17 protein-coding genes and 3 pseudogenes are annotated in these 21,999 nt (G+C 69.1%); 9 read left to right on the forward strand and 11 right to left on the reverse strand.

Features of this window, described 5'->3' with window-relative positions; all coding sequences use genetic code 11:
• Nucleotides 1-19: 19 nt before the first annotated feature.
• The 6 genes and pseudogenes from ACIP2X_RS07240 to ACIP2X_RS07265 all read right to left on the reverse strand — a co-directional run bounded on the left by ACIP2X_RS07240 (nucleotide 20) and on the right by ACIP2X_RS07265 (nucleotide 9,306).
• Nucleotides 20-1,090, reverse strand: a complete 1,071-nt coding sequence (locus ACIP2X_RS07240; RefSeq protein ID WP_401668580.1) for a D-alanyl-D-alanine carboxypeptidase family protein — start codon at nucleotides 1,088-1,090, stop codon at nucleotides 20-22.
• A 231-nt stretch (nucleotides 1,091-1,321) separates the two neighbouring features.
• Nucleotides 1,322-2,527, reverse strand: coding sequence for an ATP-binding protein (locus tag ACIP2X_RS07245; protein ID WP_401668935.1), 1,206 nt, complete (start codon nucleotides 2,525-2,527; stop codon nucleotides 1,322-1,324).
• 49 nt (nucleotides 2,528-2,576) lie between these two features.
• Complete coding sequence (gene cseB, locus ACIP2X_RS07250; RefSeq protein ID WP_401668583.1) at nucleotides 2,577-3,308, reverse strand: two-component system response regulator CseB; 732 nt, start codon at nucleotides 3,306-3,308, stop codon at nucleotides 2,577-2,579.
• A gap of 504 nt (nucleotides 3,309-3,812) precedes the next feature.
• A pseudogene (locus tag ACIP2X_RS07255) lies at nucleotides 3,813-4,244 on the reverse strand (peptidoglycan-binding protein); the annotation flags it as partial.
• Between the two features lie 177 nt (nucleotides 4,245-4,421).
• Nucleotides 4,422-4,682: pseudogene (locus ACIP2X_RS07260) on the reverse strand (M23 family metallopeptidase); the annotation flags it as partial.
• Nucleotides 4,683-5,217: 535 nt separating this feature from the next.
• Complete coding sequence (locus tag ACIP2X_RS07265) at nucleotides 5,218-9,306, reverse strand: BTAD domain-containing putative transcriptional regulator (RefSeq protein WP_401668585.1); 4,089 nt, start codon at nucleotides 9,304-9,306, stop codon at nucleotides 5,218-5,220.
• 581 nt (nucleotides 9,307-9,887) lie between these two features.
• Here ACIP2X_RS07265 and ACIP2X_RS07270 point away from each other — a divergent pair.
• Together ACIP2X_RS07270 and ACIP2X_RS07275 are read left to right on the forward strand one after the other, a co-directional pair.
• Nucleotides 9,888-10,313 carry a hypothetical protein gene (locus ACIP2X_RS07270; protein WP_401668588.1) on the forward strand — a complete coding sequence of 142 codons (426 nt, stop codon included), beginning with the start codon at nucleotides 9,888-9,890 and terminating at the stop codon, nucleotides 10,311-10,313.
• Nucleotides 10,314-10,377: 64 nt separating this feature from the next.
• On the forward strand, nucleotides 10,378-11,286 hold the full coding sequence (locus tag ACIP2X_RS07275; RefSeq protein ID WP_401668591.1) for a hypothetical protein: 909 nt from the start codon (nucleotides 10,378-10,380) through the stop codon (nucleotides 11,284-11,286).
• Between the two features lie 40 nt (nucleotides 11,287-11,326).
• On the opposite strand, the gene ACIP2X_RS07280 is transcribed toward ACIP2X_RS07275, so the two are convergent.
• Together ACIP2X_RS07280 and ACIP2X_RS07285 are read right to left on the reverse strand one after the other, a co-directional pair.
• Nucleotides 11,327-11,887, reverse strand: a complete 561-nt coding sequence (locus tag ACIP2X_RS07280; protein ID WP_401668593.1) for a dihydrofolate reductase family protein — start codon at nucleotides 11,885-11,887, stop codon at nucleotides 11,327-11,329.
• Between the two features lie 1,132 nt (nucleotides 11,888-13,019).
• The gene (locus tag ACIP2X_RS07285) at nucleotides 13,020-13,388 is read right to left on the reverse strand and encodes a hypothetical protein (RefSeq protein WP_401668596.1); all 369 of its coding nucleotides are present in this window, start codon (nucleotides 13,386-13,388) and stop codon (nucleotides 13,020-13,022) included.
• Nucleotides 13,389-14,902: 1,514 nt separating this feature from the next.
• Between ACIP2X_RS07285 and ACIP2X_RS07290 the strand changes: the two genes are divergently transcribed.
• Nucleotides 14,903-15,505: a DUF4328 domain-containing protein gene (locus tag ACIP2X_RS07290; protein ID WP_401668598.1), complete on the forward strand. Its 603-nt coding sequence runs from the start codon at nucleotides 14,903-14,905 to the stop codon at nucleotides 15,503-15,505.
• A 58-nt stretch (nucleotides 15,506-15,563) separates the two neighbouring features.
• Here ACIP2X_RS07290 and ACIP2X_RS07295 read toward each other — a convergent pair whose 3' ends face one another.
• Nucleotides 15,564-15,860, reverse strand: a complete 297-nt coding sequence (locus ACIP2X_RS07295; protein WP_401668600.1) for a hypothetical protein — start codon at nucleotides 15,858-15,860, stop codon at nucleotides 15,564-15,566.
• Between the two features lie 47 nt (nucleotides 15,861-15,907).
• Between ACIP2X_RS07295 and ACIP2X_RS07300 the strand changes: the two genes are divergently transcribed.
• Nucleotides 15,908-16,069, forward strand: a complete 162-nt coding sequence (locus ACIP2X_RS07300) for a hypothetical protein (protein WP_401668602.1) — start codon at nucleotides 15,908-15,910, stop codon at nucleotides 16,067-16,069.
• On the opposite strand, the gene ACIP2X_RS07305 is transcribed toward ACIP2X_RS07300, so the two are convergent.
• Nucleotides 16,047-16,238, reverse strand: a complete 192-nt coding sequence (locus ACIP2X_RS07305; RefSeq protein ID WP_401668604.1) for a hypothetical protein — start codon at nucleotides 16,236-16,238, stop codon at nucleotides 16,047-16,049. The two genes, ACIP2X_RS07300 and ACIP2X_RS07305, sit on opposite strands and share 23 nt — an antisense overlap.
• A gap of 74 nt (nucleotides 16,239-16,312) precedes the next feature.
• Here ACIP2X_RS07305 and ACIP2X_RS07310 point away from each other — a divergent pair, with 74 nt between their 5' ends.
• The 3 genes from ACIP2X_RS07310 (at nucleotide 16,313) to ACIP2X_RS07320 (ending at nucleotide 18,423) form a co-directional block, all read left to right on the forward strand.
• Nucleotides 16,313-16,696 (forward strand): DDE-type integrase/transposase/recombinase, encoded by a 384-nt coding sequence (locus ACIP2X_RS07310; RefSeq protein ID WP_401668937.1) that lies wholly within the window; start codon nucleotides 16,313-16,315, stop codon nucleotides 16,694-16,696.
• Nucleotides 16,697-16,945: 249 nt separating this feature from the next.
• Nucleotides 16,946-17,476, forward strand: coding sequence for a SigE family RNA polymerase sigma factor (locus tag ACIP2X_RS07315; protein WP_401668607.1), 531 nt, complete (start codon nucleotides 16,946-16,948; stop codon nucleotides 17,474-17,476).
• A 77-nt stretch (nucleotides 17,477-17,553) separates the two neighbouring features.
• Nucleotides 17,554-18,423 carry a hypothetical protein gene (locus tag ACIP2X_RS07320; RefSeq protein WP_401668610.1) on the forward strand — a complete coding sequence of 290 codons (870 nt, stop codon included), beginning with the start codon at nucleotides 17,554-17,556 and terminating at the stop codon, nucleotides 18,421-18,423.
• A gap of 415 nt (nucleotides 18,424-18,838) precedes the next feature.
• On the opposite strand, the pseudogene ACIP2X_RS07325 reads toward ACIP2X_RS07320, so the two are convergent.
• Nucleotides 18,839-19,863 (reverse strand): annotated as a pseudogene (locus tag ACIP2X_RS07325) (Ppx/GppA family phosphatase).
• Nucleotides 19,864-20,026: 163 nt separating this feature from the next.
• Between ACIP2X_RS07325 and ACIP2X_RS07330 the strand changes: the two are divergent.
• Both ACIP2X_RS07330 and ACIP2X_RS07335 read left to right on the forward strand, forming a co-directional pair.
• The gene (locus ACIP2X_RS07330) at nucleotides 20,027-20,236 is read left to right on the forward strand and encodes a hypothetical protein (protein WP_401668612.1); all 210 of its coding nucleotides are present in this window, start codon (nucleotides 20,027-20,029) and stop codon (nucleotides 20,234-20,236) included.
• Nucleotides 20,237-20,675: 439 nt separating this feature from the next.
• Nucleotides 20,676-21,884 carry an epoxide hydrolase family protein gene (locus ACIP2X_RS07335; RefSeq protein WP_401668614.1) on the forward strand — a complete coding sequence of 403 codons (1,209 nt, stop codon included), beginning with the start codon at nucleotides 20,676-20,678 and terminating at the stop codon, nucleotides 21,882-21,884.
• Nucleotides 21,885-21,999: the final 115 nt, after the last annotated feature.

Below are 21,999 nucleotides of genomic sequence, written 5' to 3' on the forward strand. Positions count from 1 at the left end.
GCTGGAGGGAGATGAGTGGTCACGGTCGCGTCACCGCTCGCTGGTCCGGTGCTCCCGGGCCGTCGGCTGAAGGCACTTGCCCGGACAGCCACTTCCGCACGCCCTTGACCAGGGATCCGCTGGTTTCCAGAGCGGCCTGCAGGCCCTCCTGGGGACTGCTGTCGGCGCGCTGGTGCAGGACAACGCCGAGCACGAGGTGTTCGTGCCCCTGACCGTCGGGCATGACGGCCCCCCACATCAGGGCCCCTCCGGCGGGTGTGCTGGAACCGGTCTTGACGCCGATCACGCCGGACGTGCCGAGCAGTGTGTTGGTGTTGGGGATCCTGCCGGAAACGCCCGGGACGGTGGTACTTGTCAGGGCGACGATGTGCCGGAACGCCTCGTCCCGCATGGCGTGCCTGGCCAGCTTCAGCTGGTCGCCGGAGGTACTGACCGTGGTGGGCGCGACACCGCTTGGCTCGGTGTACGTGGTCCGGTCCATGCCCAGGCGGTCGGCGGCCCTGTTCATCTTGGTGACGAATGCCTCCTGGGAACCGGCGTCCCAACGGGCCAGCAGCCGGGCAATGTTGTTCCCGGAAGGGATCAGCATGAGCTCCAGCAGACGCCGTTCGCTCAGCCGCTGCCCTTCCCTGACCGGCACAGTCGACTCCGCACCGGCGACGGGCTCGTTGGCTGCCGTCCGGTCGACGGTGATGTCGGGACCGGGTTCGCTCCTGTGCAGCGGGTGGTCGCGCAGGATCACGTACGCGGTCATCACTTTGGTGACGCTGGCGATCGGCACCGGCGTCTGCGTGCCCTTGGTGCCCAGGTCGCCGCGGTCACCCAGGCCCTCGACCAGTACGCTCGTCTGCCCTTCGGACGGCCATGGCAGCGGCGCTGCGGACTCTCTGTGCAGCCGATGGCTGCCACCACTGCCTGAGCTCACGAGCACTACGACGAGGGCGGTCAGAAGACCCAAGGCTGCAGCACCCGTCGTGAGGATCGCGGAACGACGACTGTAGAGAGACGAGCGGCCGGTCGTACCGGGCCACGAGGCCGGCGACTCCGCCGGGTCTACGTCGCGCTCTGCGGGTACAGGGGCTGGGCACATGGAAGGCACCTCCAGGGACACCGTGCATGGCGTTCACGCACGCCGATCACCTTGGGTGAGCCATATGTCCGTGGGGCCGTGGCCGACGCTCCACCGCAGCTCAGCCGGCCATCCGTCGTGTATCGACGCGAGCGCCGGCAGTGCACACGTGGTGTGCCGGCAGCACGGCGACCGCCGTCAGGGCCAAGGGAGAGGTGGAGAGGTCTCTCCGGGCGGTGTCCCGGTGGCCCGTCAGCCGGCCCTCGGCAGCCGGAGCGTGGCGACGGCTCCGCCGCCCGTGGCATTGGCGAAGGACAGGGTCGCCCCGATGACCTTGGCCTGGCCCAGGGCGATCGTCAGCCCCAGGCCTTGACCCTGACCGCGCTCCGCCGCGCCGGTACGAAACCGCTGGGGCCCGTCCGAGAGCAGCACGTCCGGGAAACCGGGGCCGTGGTCCCGTACGACCACGGTGGCTTCCGCCACCTCGATCTCGACGGGCGCACGACCGTGCCGGTGCGCATTGACCACCAGGTTGGTGACGATCCGGTCGAGCCGTCGTGGATCGGTCTCCGCGGTCGGGGCACCGCTCGTGGCCAGTCGCGCCGCCAGTCCGGTGCGCGCTACCGACTCCGCCACCACCTCGGCAAGCGGTACGGGCCGTAGATCGGCGAGCTCGGCACCCGCGTCCAGCCGGGAGATCTCCAGCAGGTCCTCGACCAGGGCCCGCAGCACGGCCACCCGGTCCCGGACAAGATCGGTGGCCTCTCCTTCAGGCAGCAGCGTGCTCGCGGTGACCAGACCCATGAGCGGCGTGCGCAGTTCGTGGGCGACGTCGGCGGTGAACCGCTGCTCGGAGACCAGCCGTTCACCGAGACTGTCGGCCATGGAGTCCACCGTGGCCGAAATCTCGGTGATCTCGTCACCATCCCGGCCGGCGCCTGTCCGCGCGTCCAGGTCTCCGGAGGTGATCCGGCGCGCCGTCCGCGCCACCCGGCGCAGCCTGCGGTGGGGCAGTTCCGCGGCAAGTGCCGACAGCGGCACGACGACAGCCAGGGTGACCAGGGAGTACTTCCACATATGCCGGTCCAGGGCCTGCCTGGTGAGCTGGTCGGAGGTCATGTCGAGGCGAACTGCCACAGGCTGGCCGCGGTGCAGGCGAGCCGCCCACATCTCGGGGCGGTTGCCGGTGCTGTCGCTGTCGTACCACGTGACGACTCCGGCGGTACGCGCCTGCCCGCTGTGAAGCCTACGCAGCAGTTCGTCCGGGAAGTCACCGGGAGCGGTCGCCAGCCACTCGGGCGGAGCGCCGTCCCGCGCATAGTCTTCCAAAGCCTGGTCCAGCTGGGTCATGGCATTGGCCGCACCGTCGTTCAGTGAGCGGTCCAGGGTGCTGCTGTGGACCAGCAGCCCGACGGTCAGCGCGACGGCGCAGCAGGCCATGGCCACCAGCAGCGCCATTTTCCAGCGCAGGGAACGCCAGTTGAGCAGGGAATGTATGGCGTTCACGTCAGCGCCGCAGCTTGTAGCCGAAGCCCCGGACGGTTTCGATCCGCTCGGAGCCGATCTTCCTGCGCAGCCGCTGCACGCACAGGTCCACCACACGGCTGTCGCCGTCCCAGCCGTAGTCCCACACGTTGCGCAGAAGAGTCTGTCGGTCGAGGACGATGCCGGGGTTCTGCGCGAACTCCAGCAGCAGTCGGAGCTCGGTCGGGGCCAGAGCGACCGGTCCGCCCGCCAGGAAGACCTCCAGACCGGCGGTGTCGATGGTCAGGTCGCCGAAGACCAACGGGGCGCGCCCCGTGCCGGTGCCGGTGCCGGTGCCGGGAGAGGCTGGCGTAGGAGGGACAACGGGGACGAAGGTGGCGCGCCTCAGCAGCGAACGGATGCGGGCCACCAGCACCGCGGTATCGACGGGCTTGACCACGTAGTCGTCGGCGCCCGCCTCCAAGCCGGAGACCACGTCCAACGCATCGCCCCGCGCAGACATCATCAGAATCGGGGCCGTGCTGCTCTCCCTGATCCGACGGCAGAGCCCGATGCCGTCCAGGCCGGGCAGCATCACATCCAGCAGGAGCAGGTCGTGGTCGCCCTCGCGGAACAGTTCGAGGCCGGTCAGGCCGTCACCGGCGGGTACGACTCGGTATCCGTAGCGCTCGAGCGCCATTGTGACCGATCGGCGAATCACCTCGTCGTCCTCGACGAGCAGAATGCCCACCGGAGCAGCGTCTGCCTGCGACACGTGCACGAAACTCCCTCCATCGCATGCGGGCGTCGGAGCTCCATCATGCGGCGACAGACGGCGCCACCCGACAAGGGACGGGATGTCCCTGGCGCTGCACCACCACCGGACCACCCTGCCCGAATCTTGTCGCCCCCGGACCGACACCCCGCATCAGCTGCACGTCAACCATGTATCCGCCGCGTATCTTCGGGACCTTGCGCGGGCTCAGGGGGTGCAGGGCAGACGGTCGTGCAGTGTCCTGTGTCACAGATCGGATCAAGCGGGACTTACCTCCGTATAGTCGGAGGAGGAAATGAGCCGGCGCAGCGCGGCGGCGGAGCTCTGCTGCGCGAGCTGGATCTTGGCCTCCAGGTCGGCCTGGACGGCCTCGCCGCGGAGCCGCCGAACGCGGCCCGGCGTACGCGTTCCATCACGTCGGCCTCGGAAGCACCGGATGTCCTCGCGGCCGATCCGACGCCGCTCGTGGGCGGGGTTGCCGTGCTTCCCCGCCCACGAGGGTGGTTATCGTCCGGCCTGCAAGGCTGCCCAGGTCTGCGGGCCGACGTCGCCGTCGACGCCGAGGCCGCGGGTGGTCTGGTAGTCGCGCACGGCTTGTTCGGTGTTGGGGCCGTAGTCGCCGTCGATGCCCACGGTGCGGCTGAGTGCCGCGGTCAGTGCTCGCTGCAGTCGGCTGACGTCCGCGCCTGTCGACCCGTTCTGCAGCGCCGGTGTCGAGCCGTACGACAGCAGGGCCGTCCAGGTCCTGGGGCCGATTTCACCGTCGGCCGCGAGGCCCCGGGCGGACTGGAAGGCCTTCGTCGCCGTTTCGGTGTTGGGCCCGAAGTCGCCGTCCGGTTCTCCCGGATTGTGTCCGGCGGCGATCAGCCGGCATTGCGCCGCCTTGACCAGACTGCCGGTGGATCCCTGCTGGATGAGGGGGTACGCAGTGAAGTCGTGGTTGACGCCGCTGCAGGTGGGCGCTGGTGTGCCGCCGCAGTTGTTGCTGGTGACGTTCCGCCAGGTCCGGCTGTTGGCCTGGCCGTACTCGACGCCGTTGAACCAGGGGCGGATCCGTTCGGAGGTGGAGTTGCCCCAGGTGGCGGATCCGTTGTCGTCGGCGTCGTAGGCGAGCTCGAAGTGCAGGTGCGGGTGGTTGTTCGAGGTGGGCCCCGTCCTGCCGACCCGGCCGATCAGCTGGCCGCGCTGCACCGTCTGGCCGACGCTGACATCGCGGCTCTGCAGGTGCAGGTACGTGGTGAAGTAGCGCTGCCCGTGGCTGATCTGGATCACGTTGCCGGCGTTGGAGTGGTAGAAGGACTGCCGGACCGTGCCGGAGGCCGGAGCCAGCAACGGTGCTCCTTCGGTGCCGACCTGGTTGGGCTCGCGGACCATGTCGAGCGCGGGTGCGTGTGCCCAGGTGTCGAGTCGCCACTGCTGGCCGCAGGTGAAGGGCAGTTGGAAGGCGATGGGCGGGGCCGCCGCGGCGGCCGGCGTCGCGGCCTGCCAGGGCAGGACGACGAGGGCGACGACAGCCACGAGCAGTCTGCCGAGCAGCCCTGGGCTGAGCGTGCGGATGAGGGATGTCAACGTGTCTCCTTCTCTGGTGCCGAGTTCATGCGTGTCTGGGGCGGGGTGTGCGGGCGGCGCTGGGACGGCAGGTGCCCGTCCGCTGTGGTTGGGTTGCTGCGGGACGGACGCGTCCGGTCGTGGTGTGTCGCCCGCATGGCGGTCACGATGAGGGCCGAGGTGGGGGCAGCCATGTACGGCCCTTGTCGTGAGCTCGCCGGCGGGGGAGCGACCGGATGCGCTGAGCGTGCCCTGCGTCGGTATAGCCCCGGTATTTGCGAAGGTCACCCGGCCGCCCTGGACGGTGGTGCCCGGCACGGACCGCTACAGGGGAGCACGCCGCGCCGGCGGCGTGCCCGGGTCAGGGCTGCGGGCAGAGCGCGCCGGTGTCCTGGCCGGGGAGGTGGCGGTCGAGCTGTGCCGCGGTGGGCGGTGAGGCGGTGGCTCGGCAGATGCGCCGGATTGCTTCGGTCGCGGTGAGCGGCCAGTGGATGATGCGCTGGTCGGCTCCCGCGGACAGCAGGGTTCCGTCCGGGGTGAACGCCAAGCCCTGCACGTCTGCGGAGTGGCCGGTGAGGGTGGCGATGCGCCGGTGGGTTCGTACATCCCAGACGACGATGGTGTGATCCTCGCCTGCCGAGGCGAGGAGGCGTCCGTCCCTGCTGAAGGCGAGCGTGCCGACCGCTGCGGTGTGGCCGGTCAGGGTGCCCCGGCTTTTCCCTGTCCGGGTCGACCACAGGCGCACCGTGTGGTCCGAGCCGGCGGTGGCGATCAGATCGCCCGCCGGAGTGGCCGCGATGTCCTGCGTGGACCCCTGCGTGGCCGGGAAGGCCTTCACCAGCCGGTCGTCGGCGGTGCTCCACACGGCGATGCCGCCGGCCGGTGTACTCGCGACGAGGAGGCCGCCCCGGGCGGGGTAGGTCATGGCGGTGGAGGTGCGCGGGCCTTCCGGCGCCGGCAGTGGACGGGGGTGTGCCGGGTCGGTGACCCTCCAGCGGAATGTTCCTCCCAGGGACATCACGGTGACCGTGCCGCCGTCCGGGCTGAAGGCGACGTCCGTGCCGGTGCCTATACCGGTGAAGGCGATGGTGGAGTAGCGCCGCCCGGTCGACGGATTCCACAGAGTCAGGGTGTGGTCGCGCGTCACGGCCGCCAGCACCGTGGCGTCCGGGTTGAACGCGACTGCCTTGACATGGTCGGAGTGTCCGCCCAGCAGCCGTTCGGCAGCACCGGAGGCATTCCAGATCCGTACGGACCTGTCGTCGCCGGCGGAGGCGACGAGCCGGCCGTCGGGGCTGACATCCACGTCGTTCACGGCGCCGCCGTGACCGCTGAAGGGAAGGGCCGTCCGGCGCACCACGATGGTGCGTCCCAGGCCGCCCGAGACCACCGTGCTCGCGTCCGGTGCCAGGTCCAGAGCCATGGTCTCCGAGCGGTAGCGGTCGGCGTGGCGGGCGATCTGCTCGCGGCGCCGGTAGTCCCAGATCGAGATCATGCCCTCTTCGTCGGCGATCGCGATCCGGTCACCGACCGGCGCGGAGATCATCCAGGGGAAGGCCGTCTGCACCGGGAGGTCGGCGAACTGGCGGGCCGAGCGGCCGGTCAGCCGCCAGAACCTGATGCCGTGTTCTTCGGAGGCCGTGGCCAGGACATCGGATGTGGAGCCGAACCGGGCCACCTGGGCGCCTTCGGTGTTCAGCTCGAAGCGACGGCGACCGGTTTCGATGTCCCAGACGGCCACCGTCCCGTCGGTACGGGTGACGGCGAGCGAGCGCTGATCGCCGGCCAGGCTGAGTGCCGCGGGCATACCGGTGGGCAGGAACACGGCTTTGCCACCGCCCAGCGTGGACACCCGTGTGCCCTTGCCCGTGCCGTAGGCCACGACCGTGCCGTCGGCGCTGAAGGCCAGACCGTTGCTGAGGTCGCCGGACACGACCTGCTTGAACAGCACCTTCCTCGACCGGACCTCCCGCACGACGACCGAGCCTCCGGTCGGCTGCTTCGGATTGTTCAACCGGGCCAGGGACGCAAGCCGGGTACCGTCGGCGTCGAAGGCCACCCTCAGCGCGAAGAACCCCTCAGGGAGCGGCTTGACGACATGCTCGGCGAAGGAGGCCAGCCTCCTGCCTCGTTTCGGATCCCACAGCTCCACGGTGCCGTCGCTGGTGGCCGCGGCCACCGACGAGCCGTGAGGGGACAGGGCCAGGCCGAACGACGCGGGCCCGTTCGTGTTGAGTACGACGCTGGGCTGCGCCGACGCCGACGTACTGATCACCGCGCCCAGGGTGTCGGCGTCGGGATGCAGCCGATAGGCGGCCAGGGCGAGGGACCGGGCGACGTCCGGGTCGGTGGCGACCAGCGAGCGCGACGTGAGCGCTGCCTGATGAGCCAGGACGGTCAGGTGCTCGCGCTGTGCGACCTGCCGCTGCTGCCAGGCGGCACCGCCCCCGGTCACGGTCGCCGCCAGCAGCACTGCCAGCACCACCGCCAGGACCCTCAGCCGGCGGACCCGGCGCCGCGCCGCAGCGAGGTCGGACTCGGCCAGCTCCTCGCTGGCGTCGAGGAACTCACGCTCCAGAAGGTTCAGTTCCGAGCGGTGCGGGCGCGCCTCGGCCAGCCTGGAGCCCCGATAGAGCCCTCCGGCGTCCCGCCCCGACTGCTGCCAGACTCGGGCCGCGGCGGTGAGCCGCTGCCGTACGACCAGGCGCCGGCGGTCCTCGCTCAGCCAGGCCCGCAGTCTGGGCCACGCCACGATGAGCGCCTCATGGGCGATCTCCACCCGATCCTTGTCCACGACCACCAGGCGCGCCGCCACCAGCTCGTCGACCACATCCGCGACCGCCGCGGCCGGGCCCATCCCGTCGAGTTCGGTTTGCGGGACCCGCCGCCGACTGTCCCGCACCCCGTCCTCGTCCAGGCTGATCAACCGCTGCATGAGTCGGCGCACCAGGTCCTGCTCGGCGGGACCTAGCTCGGCGTATACGTGCTCGGCGGTCTGGGCGATCGCACTGTGCATCCCGCCCCCTGCCTCGTACGCCGCGAGGGTCAGGGTGCGTCCGGCCCGGTTGCGCCAGGTCTCCCGCAGCGCGTGGGAAACCAACGGAAGTGCGGCGGCAGCGCCGGAGGCCTCCGCCACCACGGTGGCCAGCAGATCGGCGTCGACCGAGCAGCCCTCAAGGTCCGCCGGCCGGACGATCAGCTCTCGCAGTTCCGCGGCCGACGGTGGACCGACCAGCAGCTGCGCCTCGCTCATCAGCGCCGGCGCCAGCTCGCTCAGCCCGGTCATCTGGACGAAGAAGTCCGCACGGACGCTGAGCACGACCTTCGTTCCGGCATGGGACGCCGCCAACAGCCCGGCGACGAATTCCTCCCGTACCGTGAGATCGGAGCACACGGTGAACAATTCCTCGAACTGATCGACCACCAGCAGCACCTGACCGGCGGGCCGGTCGTGCTCGGCGAGCGCGGCCGCCAGCTGTTTCACCGGCTGGTCGGTCGGCGTCATCATGACCGGCTGCCACCGAGCGGTCGTATCCCGCCGGATCCGGCCCAGCAGGCCCGCCGCCAGCAGCGAGGTCTTCCCCGATCCCGACGCGCCGAACACGACGACCACGGGGAATCGTTCCACGCGCTCCCACAGCAGCCCGCACAGCCGGTCGCGGCCGAAGAACCGGTCATGATCCGAGGAGGTGAACGCCGGCAGGCCCCGATAGGGGTTGGCCCCGACCGGCACCAGTGCCGCGACGGGGACCGGAGAGGGCATGAGGCCCTCATCGCCGCGGAGCATCGCCTGGTGCAGGCGCTGCAGACCCGGGCCGGGCTCGACGCCCAGTTCGGTCCCGTACAGCGCATGGGTCCGCCGGTAGAGCTCGAACGCCTCGGCCTGCCTGCCCGAGCGATACAGGGCCGTCATGAGCTGGCCACGGAGCGACTCCCGAAAGGGATGCCGGGGCAGCAGCTCCGTCAGCTCCACGACCACCTCGGCATGCCTGCCGAGGGCCAGACCGCAATCGGCCCACCGCTCATGCACGGCAAGACGCAGCTCCTCCAGCCGGGCCGCCCGGATCGCGACGGCTTCGATATCCAGGAACTCCGCGAACGCAGGCCCGTTCCAGCACCGCAGCGCCTCACCGTGCAACTCCTGCGCGCCCGCTGTCTCACCCTGTCGCAGGGCCTCCTCCGCCTGGAGGGCCAGGCGCTCGAACCGCGTGGCGTCCAGCGCATCACCCGCCACCACGCGATAGCCGTCGCCCTGCCGTTCGATGCGCTCCGGGCCCAGGGCTTTGCGTAGTAGATGGACGTACAGCTGCAGGTTCTTACGCGCCGAGCGCGGCGGTCGCTCGCCCCACAGCGCGGTCATCAGGAGCTCCGAAGGCACGGGCCGGTCGGGCCTGCTCAGCAGGACCGCGAGCAGCAGACGCACCTTGGGCGACCCGATGTCGACCGGCAAGCCTCCGCGACGGACCGCCAGATCCCCCAGAATCCCCAACTCCACTCGGCCGCCCCCAAGGCTTCACGGATCAACGCCGGCGGCCCGAAGGTACACCAGCCCTCCCGACGCAGACCCTCCTCTGCCCGCCCGACCGACGCATGACGCCGCACTGACGTGGATCAGCGGACTGTCGCCTGGTGCGGCCTCCCGGGTCGGCACCCCCTGGCCGCATGCCCCAAAGATCCGCGATGCGCAGCCGTCCGAAGCCACGCCCGGTCACCTGCCGCACGCATCCCCATCAGGACTTATACGGGCCCTATACCGCGTCTCACAACGATCGCTTCCCGTACCGGGCCCACCGGCTCATGGGCCCCCTCCGATCAACGAAGGAATGGGTGCGCCCATTCAGAACGACGGCGACCAGTCCAACAGGCACCCCCCGCCGTGGAGATGACGTCGGAGTCGTAGAGAAGGCGAAAGGACACAGCGTGAAGCTCGGGTTCAGCTCGAGAAGCGATCAGAACACCCATCAGCCGATCACTGGGAAGGCAGGACAGCACATGCGTACAAAGCTCGCGGCAGTCGCAGGAGTGGCCGCCATGGCCGCCACGTTCGCACTGCTCGGCGCGTCCCCCTCGGCCGCCGGCCCCAACTGCGACGACGGCTACCACTGCGTCTTTTACCTGGACGTCAACTCCGCACGGCAGTCCTTCTTCAACTCCGATCCGGACTTCTCCAACGACACCTTCGACGAATTCAACGTGAGCGGGAACGGTCTCAACCGCTCGGTCAACAACAACGTCTACTCGGCCAGCAATTCAAGCACCGGGAACTACGAGAGCCACTACTGGGACAACACCAACGCAACGGGGTTCCTGTTCTGCCTGAACCCCGGTCACTACGTCAACTCCGCCTCCACCGTCGACCAGCCGGGCAGGCAGAGCGGCGATCCGCTGCCCTCCGGCCTCCGGGACCGGGCCAGCCGGCTGACGCTCCCGGGCCGCACGTCGACCGACTGCTTCTGACCTCGGTGAACGGCGGGCCCGGCGCAATCCGGGCCCGCACGTTCCGGACCTCGACAGGATTCACATGGCACTGAGTTTCCACGGCACTCGCCGGCACCTCGTCGCCTGCGTCCTGACCGCCACCGTGGGCGCAACGATCTGGGCGTTCACCGACGCGAGAGCCCAACACCCCGAACCCCGCCCCCATCGTCCGCCGTCCCCGGCCGCGCTGGCCGAACAAGGCTTGCGTCCGCCGATCTACACCCAGCTCTACGCCTGGACCCGGAGCGGCGAACAGATCGCGACCGCCCAGCAACAGGTCCTCGTCGCCTGCATGGCCGAGCGCGGATTCACCCTCAAGCCCGCTCCCGTGGCGAAGGCGGGTGACGCGGCGGTGTCCCGCCCGACTCCGTTCGGTCTCGAGACCCTCGAAGAGATCGGGGCGGACAGTCAGACGAAGGCGCCACCGGAGCAGCCGCAAGGGGAAGCCTTCAACCGAGCCCTCTACGGGAAACCCGGAAACGAGATCACCGTCAAGGGCAAGCTGCTCAAGGTGACCATGCCGGCGAGAGGCTGCCAGGCCGAGGCGGAGAAGCACATGCTGGGCAACGGCCGGGTGCGGTGGACGGAACTGCGGATGCAGCTCAACGAAGGGGAGCAGGCAGCGTACAAGTGGCTCGAGGACGACGCTCTCTTCCGCAAGGCGAACGAGAGCTGGCGGCAGTGCATGCTCACCAACCGCGTCCAGGCCAAAGACCCCCTCGACCTGATCAGAGCCCTGCCGCCCGACGCGGACATCCGCACCCACCCCGCAACCAAGGCGGACGTCCACTGCAAGCAGGACACCGGTTACCTGCGCACCGCCTACGCCAGACTCGCCGTGATGCAGCAGCGCTGGCTCGACGATCACCCCGGCGTGCTCAAGGACCGCACCGCGCTGCGGGACAGGCAGTTGAGAATCGCCCGCCAGGTTCTCCAGGGGCAGAGCGGCTGAGCACCCCGGCGCACCGGATCTGCCCCGGCCCACCGAGTGCTCACGGCTGGGTGTGGTAGCGGAGGTAGACCACGCCGCTGGTGAGCCGGCGTTCGTCCAGGAGCTCGAAGCGGAGCCGGGCCCGGTCGGGGAGGAAGGGCTTGCCGCCGCCCAGCACGGCAGGGCCGACGAACAGGTGGTACTCGTCCACCAGCCCTGCGGCGATCGCCTGGGCGGCCAGGGCGGCCCCGCCGACGGTGAGGTCACGTTCGGAAGATGCCTTCAGCCGCCGAACCGCCTCGGGGTCGAAGTCCCGTTCGATCCGGGTCCGGGTGGTGGAGGCCGATTCCAGCGTCCTGGAGTACACGACCTTGTCGGCCGCCTGCCAGATCTCCGCGAACTCCCGCGCCCCGGGCGACTGGCCCGCGATGGACGGGTCGGTCTCCCAGACAGCCATCATGTCGTACAGCCGGCGCCCGTACAGGTAGGTCCCGACCGGCCGCAGCACGTCGTTGATGAAGGAGTAGTACTCCTCGTCCGGCACCGCCCAGTCGAAATTGCCGTCCGCGTCGGCGATGTAGCCGTCCAGGGACACATTGAACATGTAGATCAACTTGGCCATCCGAGCCTTCTCCCAGGTCGGGGCTATGTGTATGTCCCGCAGCACACTAGCGCGCGCCTGTGACAATGCCCGGCGAACGGCACGGTCGTCGCTGCGAAGGGCTGGGTCTGGGACTGCCGAGGCTCCGGCGGTTCCGCCCGGCCCGTTCGCGAACCCGGCGGCGCAGCCGGTGGTGCAGCTCGGTGACCAACGCGCCGTCGCGCCAACGGCGGAAGAAGGCATGCACCTGGTCCCACGCCGGGAAATCTGCGGGCGTCGCCCCGCCACTTGATGCCGTTGCCGACCAGATAGAACACCGCATCCAGCATCTCTCGGTGGCAGCACCCCTCCGGGCGGCCACCGCGGCCTTCCAGCCAGGCCGGCACCGCGCAACGAAGACAGACCCCATGACCTGGTGCCTCGTCAGTCAAGGTTCGCCCTGTTGCGGCAACCCTTGACTGACGCGGCACTAGACGCACACGGCGGCCCGGCGAGTCGCAGGGCCGCCGTGAGGGCACGGCGCCCACGCCGCAGGCGCACTGTCGGTCAAGGTCTCCTGGGGCCCGCGGAGTTTAGTCCTGCCCTGTGTCGCGGCCTCGACGTACACGGCTGGCGGGCGCGTGGGTACCGTTACGCCTGGAGTGCGTGGCCGCCGCTGCACTCATTGCCGCGCAATGTCCGGGAGGCGAACCCGTCGACATGTCCTACGGTCCGGAAACACCTATGCCCGTGTTCTCTGCCGACCTGCGGGCCCTCGCCCGCATCGCCAGCGACGACGGGCCAGCTTCAAACCGGGTCGACCCGGAGGACCGGAAACAGTGGCGGTCCATACTTACCCGCCTTCGCGCAGTGCTTGCCCCGGCCCTACCTCCCATCGCTCTCTTCGATGTCCAGCCATAACGGAGCGTCACTCGGCACGAAAGCTGTGCCAGAGCTCCTAGTAGTGAACGAGGCCAGTCAGGAAAGGCGAAACGGACTTCACGTCCGTATCGTTCTGCCCCTGCGGTGGCGGACGGTACGGAGGCAGGGGCCGAGGAGGGGACTATGTTCGTCGCACCCTGTGGCCAGCGTTGCCGCGTGGCGTTGCGGTCGTGTGCGCTTCCACGCGGGAGCAGGTGCTGCAACCGCTCATTCAGGATCCGGGACGGGGTTCTCAGCTTGTTCCTTCTGGTGAGCGGTGAGGAGTGAACCAAGCGCGGGACGACTTGGGCGCAATCAGTAGGAGGATGACGGTCGCCCCGTAGATGATCGGCGGCCCGCTGTACACGCCGGAGGCGTTGCTGGCGGGGATGGCCGCCACACCGATCATGATCGCCACGACCCGGGCGCCGCGGTTGCCCTGCCACAGTCCGAGGGCCGCTGCGCCGGGCAGGAGCGCGAGTAGGGCGAGCAGGAGGCCGGCGGGTTCGCCTGTTGCGGAGACCACGATCGCGATCACGAGGATGGCGGCAGCTGGCAGCGCCATGAGGGCGATCACTGCTATGACTGGCGCCGGTGGTCTGCGTATCTCATCCGTAGTCACGTCATCAAGGTTATGGACGCTGTTCTGGGACGGGTCCCGAGTCGCGCCAGCCATCACGGGACCTGCACAAGGGGCTTGGCCGAACGACGCAACGGACGTGATCGCCCGTACGGGGATTCCAAGACCAGTTCGATGCCGAAGCGCGGCCCGCCGATTCTTCACAGTCGATCTCGGCATGCCGACCGACGCAGACACCGTCAACCACACCACCACGTCGACGGTCGGGCACCGTCCCTGAAATCCATGGTGGCCACCGAGCTGAACTGCCTACGCTCCACCCATGCGAACTGTTCTCGCATTTCCAACAGGTGAGCGAGCTGCAACCGTTGCCTCGTTGGATAGGCATCTGCCCGAGCAGCGTCATCCGTGGACCCTGGACGGCGCCCTCTACATCGACATCGATGATGAGCAGACCGCCTACCTTTTCTCCGATTGGGATCCTGAGGAGGTTGCGATCCTCGAAGCGGCCATCGGGCATCACCCCACTTTGGCGGTGCAGATCGACATCTCTGGGCGGATAGACGGCACCGCACAGGTTCACCAGATGATCGCTCTGCTGCTTGAGCATGGAAGCGTGGCAGCGGACGACTGCACCACTCGCCCATGGACGCTGCCAGAAATCCTGTCAGGAGCAGTGATTGACGGCCTGCGGTTCTTTGGCCGGACAGCGCCCAGTACGCGGTCAGCAGCCCCCGTTCACTGCCGGGGATGTCGTCGGCGTGGCGGCGCATCTCCATCTCCCCGTAGTAGAAGTCCGCCGCTCCCGGCTCGTGCTTGCCGTCCTCGAACGCCTTGCGCAGCGCCCAGTACTCCGGCGCCGGCTGCAACGACCCGGCACGCCCCGCGCCGAGGACCGCCACGTTCCAGCCCCGTACTGACCTGGCTGGCTGGCGCGCCGGTGGTGTTCCTCAGCCAGGACGCGCCGCTCGGTGACCGCATGGGTCGCCGGCGCCGCCAGTCCAGGGTGGGCGGGGTCGTGGCGAAGGTGCAGGCGCCCTCCAGGCGGAGTTGGAGGTGCACGGTGCCGGTGAACAGGCATCCCGACAGGCCGAGGTCGGAGAGGACCAGGTGGGCCGCATCCACCCCACGCAACGAGGCCTTCCGCACCCCGGGGTCGGGCGCGCTCGAAAAGGGATCTTCAGCAAGCTGTCGGCCGAGGGTGAGCACGAACGGACCGGGCAAGGCGGCAATCGTGAGGGGGTATTCGAATACCGTGTGAGCGAAGTCCACCGTGGCGGCAGACGGCGCGCGTCGCCGACTGAACAGCCGACGTGGGCCGACTTCGATCCCGCACCCCGCGCTGTGCCGGGCCTGCGGATATGCCATGGACGGGCCGCCCACGGTCGGGGTATCTTCCCTCGGCGCGCGATCTTCCGTGGGCGACTCCGTTCTCGTGCCCGGGGGGGGCCACCGTCATGTCATCCAGCGATCTTCGTCCGCGTCCCGCGTTGACCAACCGCGTACCGCGGTCGCCGCGCGCTCTCTTGATAGGCCTGTCGGCGCTGCTCTCGGCTGTGGCCCTCAGTGACCTGTTCGCCGTCTACGCCGGCGTCCGGGCCTACACGCTCATCGACGGTGACCAGGGCTTCGTGTTCGCTTCCCAGCAGGAGCTGGACAGCGCCGACGCGCTGTACCGGACGGCAGGACAGCTCCAGACCGTCACGTTCGTGGCCTGCGCGATCGTTTTCATCGCCTGGTTCTACTGGATGCGCCGGGACGCCGAGGTGCTCGGGCCGGACCGGTTCCGCAACGGCCCCGGTTGGGCGATCGGATCCTGGTTCATCCCGCTCGCGAACCTCTGGTTGCCTTATCGGGTCGCTGTCGACATGTGGGGAGCCAGCACGCGGCTGCCGGCCGACGGCGAGGCGTACAAGGTGTCCTTCTGGCCGGTGAACCTGTGGTGGGGCCTGTTCGTCATCACCACCCTGTTCAACCGGTATGCCGGTCGGAGCTACCAGGACGCAGAAACCCTCGGTGAGGTTCGAGACGCCGTGCTCCAGGTGATGGCGGCCGACGTCCTGGACATCGCCGCAGCGGCGGCCGCGGTGTACTTCGCCGTCCGGCTGACGGCCATGCAGCGGCTGAAGGCAACCGAGGGGCCGTACGGTTCGGTTTGAGACGATCCGGCGTACCTCCGAACCCGCATGGGGCTGAGCGGTTCAGCTGACGGCCTCGTCAGCTGAACCGCTCAGCCACAGAAGAGGGCCTCTGCCGGGGACGGGCAGGCGCGGCGCTGATGGTGCTCATGGCGCGGCCCTGGTGGTCACCTCCACCACCACCCTGGACACCCTCGCGGTGCCGCTCCGCGCCCAGATTCCCGCCGGAGTTGAGGGCCGGGTTCGGCATCGGCGTCGTCTCCGCGATCATGGGCGGCGCAGGCGGCGAGTTGCTGATCCCGGCGATCGTGTTGCTGTGCGGCGAGTACATCAATACCGCCGGAAGCGTCTCCCTGCCGGTCTCTCTGCCGACCATGCCGGTCGCGTTCGCCCGCTACAGCCGCGACGGCAGCTTCGCCGTCCTTGGCGCCAAACCTCCGCTTCACCGCGACCATGGCCGCAGGCTCGGTCGCCGGGGCAGTGCTGGGTGGACTGCTCCTTGGTGTGTTCCCGGACGCGGTCCTTATCCCCGCGCTGGCCGAGATCCTGCTCGTCTCAGCGGTCAAGCTGGCCCGTCACGACTGAGCGGCCGGGTCCACCAGCCTTTACGGATGCCGAAGTTGGAGACGGTCGGCATCCCGTCGTCCGCGAGCACCACCACGAGGTTGCCGCTGGCCCCGGTCAGCCCGGCGTAGAGCCGTTCGGCCAGCTCCGAACTCGCGACGTCCTCGGACCGTGAGATCACGGTGAGCATCGCGGGCACCTGGTCCAGCGTTCCCGAGCCTGGTTCGCGCGGGCCGGACCGGAATCCGTCCGGCTGCGCGGGCGATCTGGCGTGAGCTGAACCGGCAGGGACACGTCGTGGCCCGGTGCACCATCGAACGCCTCATGCGTGAGATGGGCATCCAGGGGGTGGTCTGCGGCAAACGTGTGATCACCACGCTTCCCGGCGGGCAGGTCGAGCGAGCTCCCGACCGTCTCGATAGCGACTTCGTCGCCGCCGCCCCCAACCGCTGCTGGGTGGCTGACTTCACCCACCTCAAAACCTGGTCGGCGACCGACTACGTCGCGTTCGTCGTGGACACCTTCTCCCGCCGGATCGTCGGCCGGTCGGCGGCCACCGTCAAGGAGACCGTCTTCGTCCTGGACGCCCTGGAGATGGCGATCTGGCAAGGCGACCGCGAGCAACAACCGATCCGGCCAGGCAAGTGATCCATCACTCGGACGCCGGGTCGCAAGGCGGATTCAACTGATCGTCGCAACACCTCGTACTCGGACTACGGCCCTTCGGGTGGCGGTCAGGCGGCCCCGTGCGTGTACATCGCGGGTGTCCTCGCAGCCGGCCAGGACGTCGACGTGGGCAAGAAGATCGTGAAGAGCCGCTGTCACGTCGACACTCCTCAGGGCGCCGGGCAACCGAATCCGCCGCAACGGTGGTCTGGAGGGCAAGGAGGGTGCCAGATGCAGGCCGAACAAGAGGATCGGTTCCAGGAATTCGTCAGGGCCCGGTGGTCACAGCTGGTGCGGACCGCGTATCTGCTGACGGGGGACGTACATCACGCGGAGGACCTCACGCAGACCGCGCTGGCCAAGGCGTACCGGTCCTGGCGGCGGATTTCAAGGACCGACAACCCGGAAGCGTATGTCCGGCGAATGCTGGTCAGTTGCAACAGCGACCGCTTCCGTAAGCGGCGCGTCACCGAGTCCCTGACCGCGGCACCGCCCGAGACTGTTGGGCGGGACGAGAGCGCGGGTCGTATCGAGGAGCGCGGCTCCCTTCTCGCGGGACTGGCCGAACTGCCCGCTCGGCAGCGGGCGGTTGTGGTGTTGCGGTATTGGGAGGACTTGTCGGAGGCAGAGGTGGCCGAGGTGCTCGGCTGCTCGACCGGCACGATCAAGAGCCAGGCTTCCAAGGGTTTGGCGAAGTTGCGTACGTATCCGGGGCTGGCCGCCGGTCGAACGGTCTCCGGCGGACAGGGAGGTAACAGGTGAACGGGCCCGGTGACGAGCAGGAAGCCTTTCGCGTAGCCCAGTCGAGGGGTGTACGGGAGAGCGGATTCGAGAACCACATGCGCGACTTGCTCGCCGAGGACGCGTACACCATCCAGCCCTCGCCGGCGCCCTACACGGCGATCCGGCGGCGCGGTCTGGCAGAGCGAAGGCGGCGTGCGGTGACAGGAGCCGTGCTGGTGTCGCTGGTCGCGGTGCCGGCGGGGGCGTACGCCGTGCTCGGGGGCAGTGCGGAGCGAGGCGCGCAGACGGCGGCGCAAAAGCCGCAGGACGGCGCTCCGCGGGCCTCGGCGCCGCCTTCCAGGACGGTGGCCGGCCCCGAGCGGCCGGCCACCGACGGCCAACTGCTCGACGGGATCACTTTCGCCCAGGCGTCGGACGGGCTGGAAAAGTGCCTGACCGCCGAGGGCGGAGGGCCGCCGTCGCAAGGCGACCTGCTGGGCGAGGCCGCGGACTACCGGATCATCCTGGCTGTGAAGGACCCGGGCGGGTCCGGATCCGACGACAGCTTCCACGTCGTCGGCGTCCGGGAGCGGCCGGCCGGCATGCGGGTGGTCTGCGACATCGACGACGGCAAGGCCTCCGGCATCACCACCGGCACGGCCGACGCTGATCCGCCCGACGCGGGCCCGGTCGTGCCCGAAGCCAACGCCGACCATCTGTTCCAGCCGCCTGTCACCGACAAGGGCGGCTGGAAACTCCCCTTCCGATGGGGGGTTGTGGGAACGGTCGAGCCCTCGGTGGCCGAGGTCACGGTCTCCTACGGCGGCGCCACCCGCCGCGCGGTCCTGGACCACGGCTGGTTCGTCGCCGCCGGCCACGTGGCCCGGCAGGTCACGGCGGCACCGCACATCAAGGGGTACGACAGCGACGGCAAGCTCCTCTACGACTCGGACCAGGACAAGTACTGGGACCGCTCACTGCCGTAGGGAACTCAAGGGCGGCCGACGCGCCGTACAGGGGTCGGCGCCTCGGCCGCCGCGAAGCACCACTTGACCTAGCGGGGGTTGAGAGATGGGACGCGAGCGCGCGACAGAAGGACGCGTCCACGCGTCCGGCATCCCGCACAACTCGCACGGGACGGCGGCCCTGCCCGACAACCGGCTGCACCCGAGGCAGCCGGGCGGTCCGCTCCGGGATCCGGCGCAAGCGCCGCGCCGGACGGCACCGCGGGCCAGGGCCGGCCCGGCAGGCGGTTCTCCGGCCCTGACGGGTTACGTGGACTGCGTCATCTCGCTCCGGCGAGTTGTTGGGGTGTGTGTGATCGCGTCGGTGGCCTAACCGCGGTGGCGGCGCTCTCAGAGGAGTCCTCGGGGCGGTGCTCGGTAGCGCGGCTCCCGGTGGTCAGGGCGTGGCGGCGGCGATCTGTAGTGGCACCGGGCCCGGCGGCGGTGTGGCTTCGCGGCTGGGGCGGCAGACTTCGGCCCACCAGGAGGGGCCGTCCTCGATGTGGCGAGCAGGATGCCTTCGCGGATTGCCCATGGGCAGACGGTGGCCGTCTTCACCCCGGTCATTTTCCTCGCTGTGGGCGATCACCGCGCCGGCCAGCCTTTGCGCGGCCCGCGGCGCGGATGTCCCGGGCAGCAGGGCCCGCTCCGCTGCCGGGAGTGCGGCCGGCCGTTCCACGGCCGTCTTGAGGTCGGGCGCCGCACCTGCCGTTCGGTGAATGGCCCCTGCCGTCCTGGCACGGCGCCACACAGCCAGCTCAGCTGCTGGAAGGTGCGCGAGGTGACGACCGCGGTCCGCGGCCCCTCCCAGCGGATCCGCGAGCCGGCATCCCGCAGCTGGTGGCGGATCCTACGGCGCAGCGCGCGCAACTGCTCCGCCGTGGGCGGCTCCTCGTCCAGCAGGAAGTCGGGTCAGCCGTCCCGCTCCGAGCGGCAGCGATGCCACGAAGTCGGGCATCAGTCCGAGGCCGAAGGCCACTTCCAGCGTGCCGGCGCCGATGTCCAGCAGCGCCATGGGCACCGACCGCCACCCCATCCAGCGCCGAGCGCCGAGGAAGGTCAGCTCGGCTTCCGTCTCACCAGGCAGCGTGCACAGCTCCACTCCGGTCCGGGCCCGGACGGCGCTCAGTACCTCCAGCCGGTTGGGGGCGTTGCGTACCACCGCCGTCGCGAAAGCCGGCGGAACAGCCGCGCCCCAGCGCGCCGATGTGCGGGCCGCCTGTGCGACCGCGTCGACCAGCCGGTCCATGGCCTCTGCGGGGACGGCTTCCCCGGCCCCTACGTGCTTGCACAGCCGCAGTCGCCATTTGGCGGTGTGGACCGGCAACGGGATGCCGTCCGGCCCGCCCGCCACCACGAGCCGGACCGTTTCGATCAGACGTCCACCACACTTATCCGTGTGCTCTGACGAGTACCCGCCACTACCCCTCTCACTGACCACACCTCGGGCAGCCGGCCGGGATGCCAGCGCCCATAGGATTCGGCGCGCTCGCCCCTTCGTAGAAGGCTGGCCCGTAGAGCATTCTGCTGCGGACCGTGATTCGGCCATTCGGCGGGCGGGGCGTTGGCAGCCTGTGCTCGGGCGATGAGCATGGGCGCCATGGTGGAACATGTGACTGTCCTGCACGGCATCACCCGCAGTAGGACCCTTCGGGGAGGGTTGGTCGAGTACGAGCCGACCGGATGTGCCGTGGTGCAATGCACCTGCGGCCTCGACAGCGGCGTTGTGCCGGAGGCCCAGGCAGCACAGATCGCCGATGATCATCGCAGGATTGCCGCCGAAGCCCGGGTCTGAAGAACCAGTGAGGCAGGGCACGCACTCGCACTGAAGAAGCCGACCGGTTCCGCTGCTCGAGAAAGGCGGGCCGCCACGGCCTCCCGCTTTTCGACAAAACGTCGCAGCCGCTGGTCAGCATCACTGCTCAGCTTGCCCCCTCCAGCCCCTGGTGCCCACGGAGGCGACATCGCTGCCGCGACGAACCACGTTTAGTTCCGTTATATATAATTTGCGCATAAATATAGAGGTTGATAGTCTTTTCGGCGGATGCTCGCACGTCCGCCCGTTGCTCGGGATCTGATGCCCTTATGGCTGACGAGTGCCACGACCTCGTCGTCGACCTTGGGTCGCCCACCCGCGGAAACGCCGCTGCGCGACGTTTCCGGACACAGCGATACAACCTCCCAGTGAACCGATCCCGCGTGCGAGGCACGCGCGGACTCCTTCAGGAGACCTGATGTCCGACACTTCCGATCCCACGACGATCCGGCCGTTCACCATCGAGTTCGCTGATTCGGAACTCGATGACCTGCGACAGCGGATCCTGGCGGCGCGCTGGCCCGAGGAGGAAACGGTCAAGGACCAGTCGCAGGGCACGCCGCTCGCGACGCTTCAGGCACTCGCGCAGTACTGGGCTTCGGAGTACGACTGGCGGAAAGTCGAGGGAAAGCTCAAGGCCCTGCCGAACTTCATGACCGAGATCGATGGGCTCGACATCCACTTCATCCACGTTCGCTCAAGGCATGAGGACGCGCTGCCGTTGCTCGTGACACACGGCTGGCCAGGCTCGGTCATAGAGCAGTTGAAAATCATCGAGCCCCTTGCCAGCCCTACGGCCCACGGCGGGAACGCATCCGACGCCTTCCACTTGGTGGTGCCGTCGATGCCCGGCTACGGCTTCTCCGGGAAGCCTACGGAGCCCGGCTGGAACCCCAAACGGATGGCAAGGGCATGGGGCGAGCTCATGAAGCGTCTGGGGTATACGAGGTATGCGGCCCAGGGCGGCGACTGGGGTGCGATCGTCACTGAACAAATGGGCGTCCAGGAGCCCGAAGGGTTGATCGGCTTCCACACGAACATGGCCAACGCCGTTCCGCCAGACATCATGGCCGCGATCGAGGGCGGCCAGCCGCTGCCTTCCGACACAAACCTCAGTCCGGAAGAGAATGAAGCCGTCGAGCAGCTCAGGTCCGCCTACGCGGACGTACCGTACGCCTACGAGATGGGCACGGCCCCGCAGTCTCTGGCTGGGCTGGTCGACTCACCCGTCGGCCTCGCCGCTTTCATGCTTGACCACGACTGGCAGAGCTTGGAGATGATTTCCCGGTCCTTCGCCGGACAGCCCGAAGGGCTGACGCGCGACGATGTCCTCGACAACATCACGCTGTTCTGGCTCACCAGGACGCCGGTCTCTGCAGCCCGTCTGTACTGGGAGAACGCGCAGGCCGGGATCTCGTTCTTCGGCGCCAAGGGCGTCAAGCTCCCCGTCGCCGTCAGCGTCTTCCCCACCGAGATGTACAGGCCCCCCAAGAGCTGGGTGGAGAAGGCCTATCCGAACCTCATCCACTACAACAAGCTCCCCAAGGGAGGCCACTTCGCCGCCTGGGAGCAGCCTGAATACTTCGTCGACGACGTTCGTACAGGCTTGCGGTCGCTCCGACAGTAACCGTGCTCGGCGGAGCCGCTGCGCGAGGATGTCGCGTCGTCACAGTCCGGCGCCGCGACGCGGACGGACCATCCGTGGCCGGGGACGGAATCGCTTGCTGGCTTGAGTGACCCCC

The organism is Streptomyces sp. NPDC089424, from assembly GCF_044749345.1.
Taxonomy (GTDB): Bacteria; Actinomycetota; Actinomycetes; order Streptomycetales; family Streptomycetaceae; genus Streptomyces.

Coding starts and splice junctions, on each gene's coding strand:
- ACIP2X_RS07240 (WP_401668580.1), bottom strand. CDS start 1,090: ATGTGCCCAGCCCCTGTACCCGCAGAGCGCGACGTAGACCCGGCGGAG.
- ACIP2X_RS07245 (WP_401668935.1), bottom strand. CDS start 2,527: ATGGCGCTGCTGGTGGCCATGGCCTGCTGCGCCGTCGCGCTGACCGTC.
- ACIP2X_RS07270 (WP_401668588.1), top strand. CDS start 9,888: ATGGCCGCCACGTTCGCACTGCTCGGCGCGTCCCCCTCGGCCGCCGGC.
- ACIP2X_RS07275 (WP_401668591.1), top strand. CDS start 10,378: ATGGCACTGAGTTTCCACGGCACTCGCCGGCACCTCGTCGCCTGCGTC.
- ACIP2X_RS07280 (WP_401668593.1), bottom strand. CDS start 11,887: ATGGCCAAGTTGATCTACATGTTCAATGTGTCCCTGGACGGCTACATC.
- ACIP2X_RS07295 (WP_401668600.1), bottom strand. CDS start 15,860: ATGGTCGGCAGAGAGACCGGCAGGGAGACGCTTCCGGCGGTATTGATG.
- ACIP2X_RS07305 (WP_401668604.1), bottom strand. CDS start 16,238: ATGCTCACCGTGATCTCACGGTCCGAGGACGTCGCGAGTTCGGAGCTG.
- ACIP2X_RS07315 (WP_401668607.1), top strand. CDS start 16,946: ATGCAGGCCGAACAAGAGGATCGGTTCCAGGAATTCGTCAGGGCCCGG.
- ACIP2X_RS07320 (WP_401668610.1), top strand. CDS start 17,554: ATGCGCGACTTGCTCGCCGAGGACGCGTACACCATCCAGCCCTCGCCG.
- ACIP2X_RS07330 (WP_401668612.1), top strand. CDS start 20,027: ATGAGCATGGGCGCCATGGTGGAACATGTGACTGTCCTGCACGGCATC.
- ACIP2X_RS07335 (WP_401668614.1), top strand. CDS start 20,676: ATGTCCGACACTTCCGATCCCACGACGATCCGGCCGTTCACCATCGAG.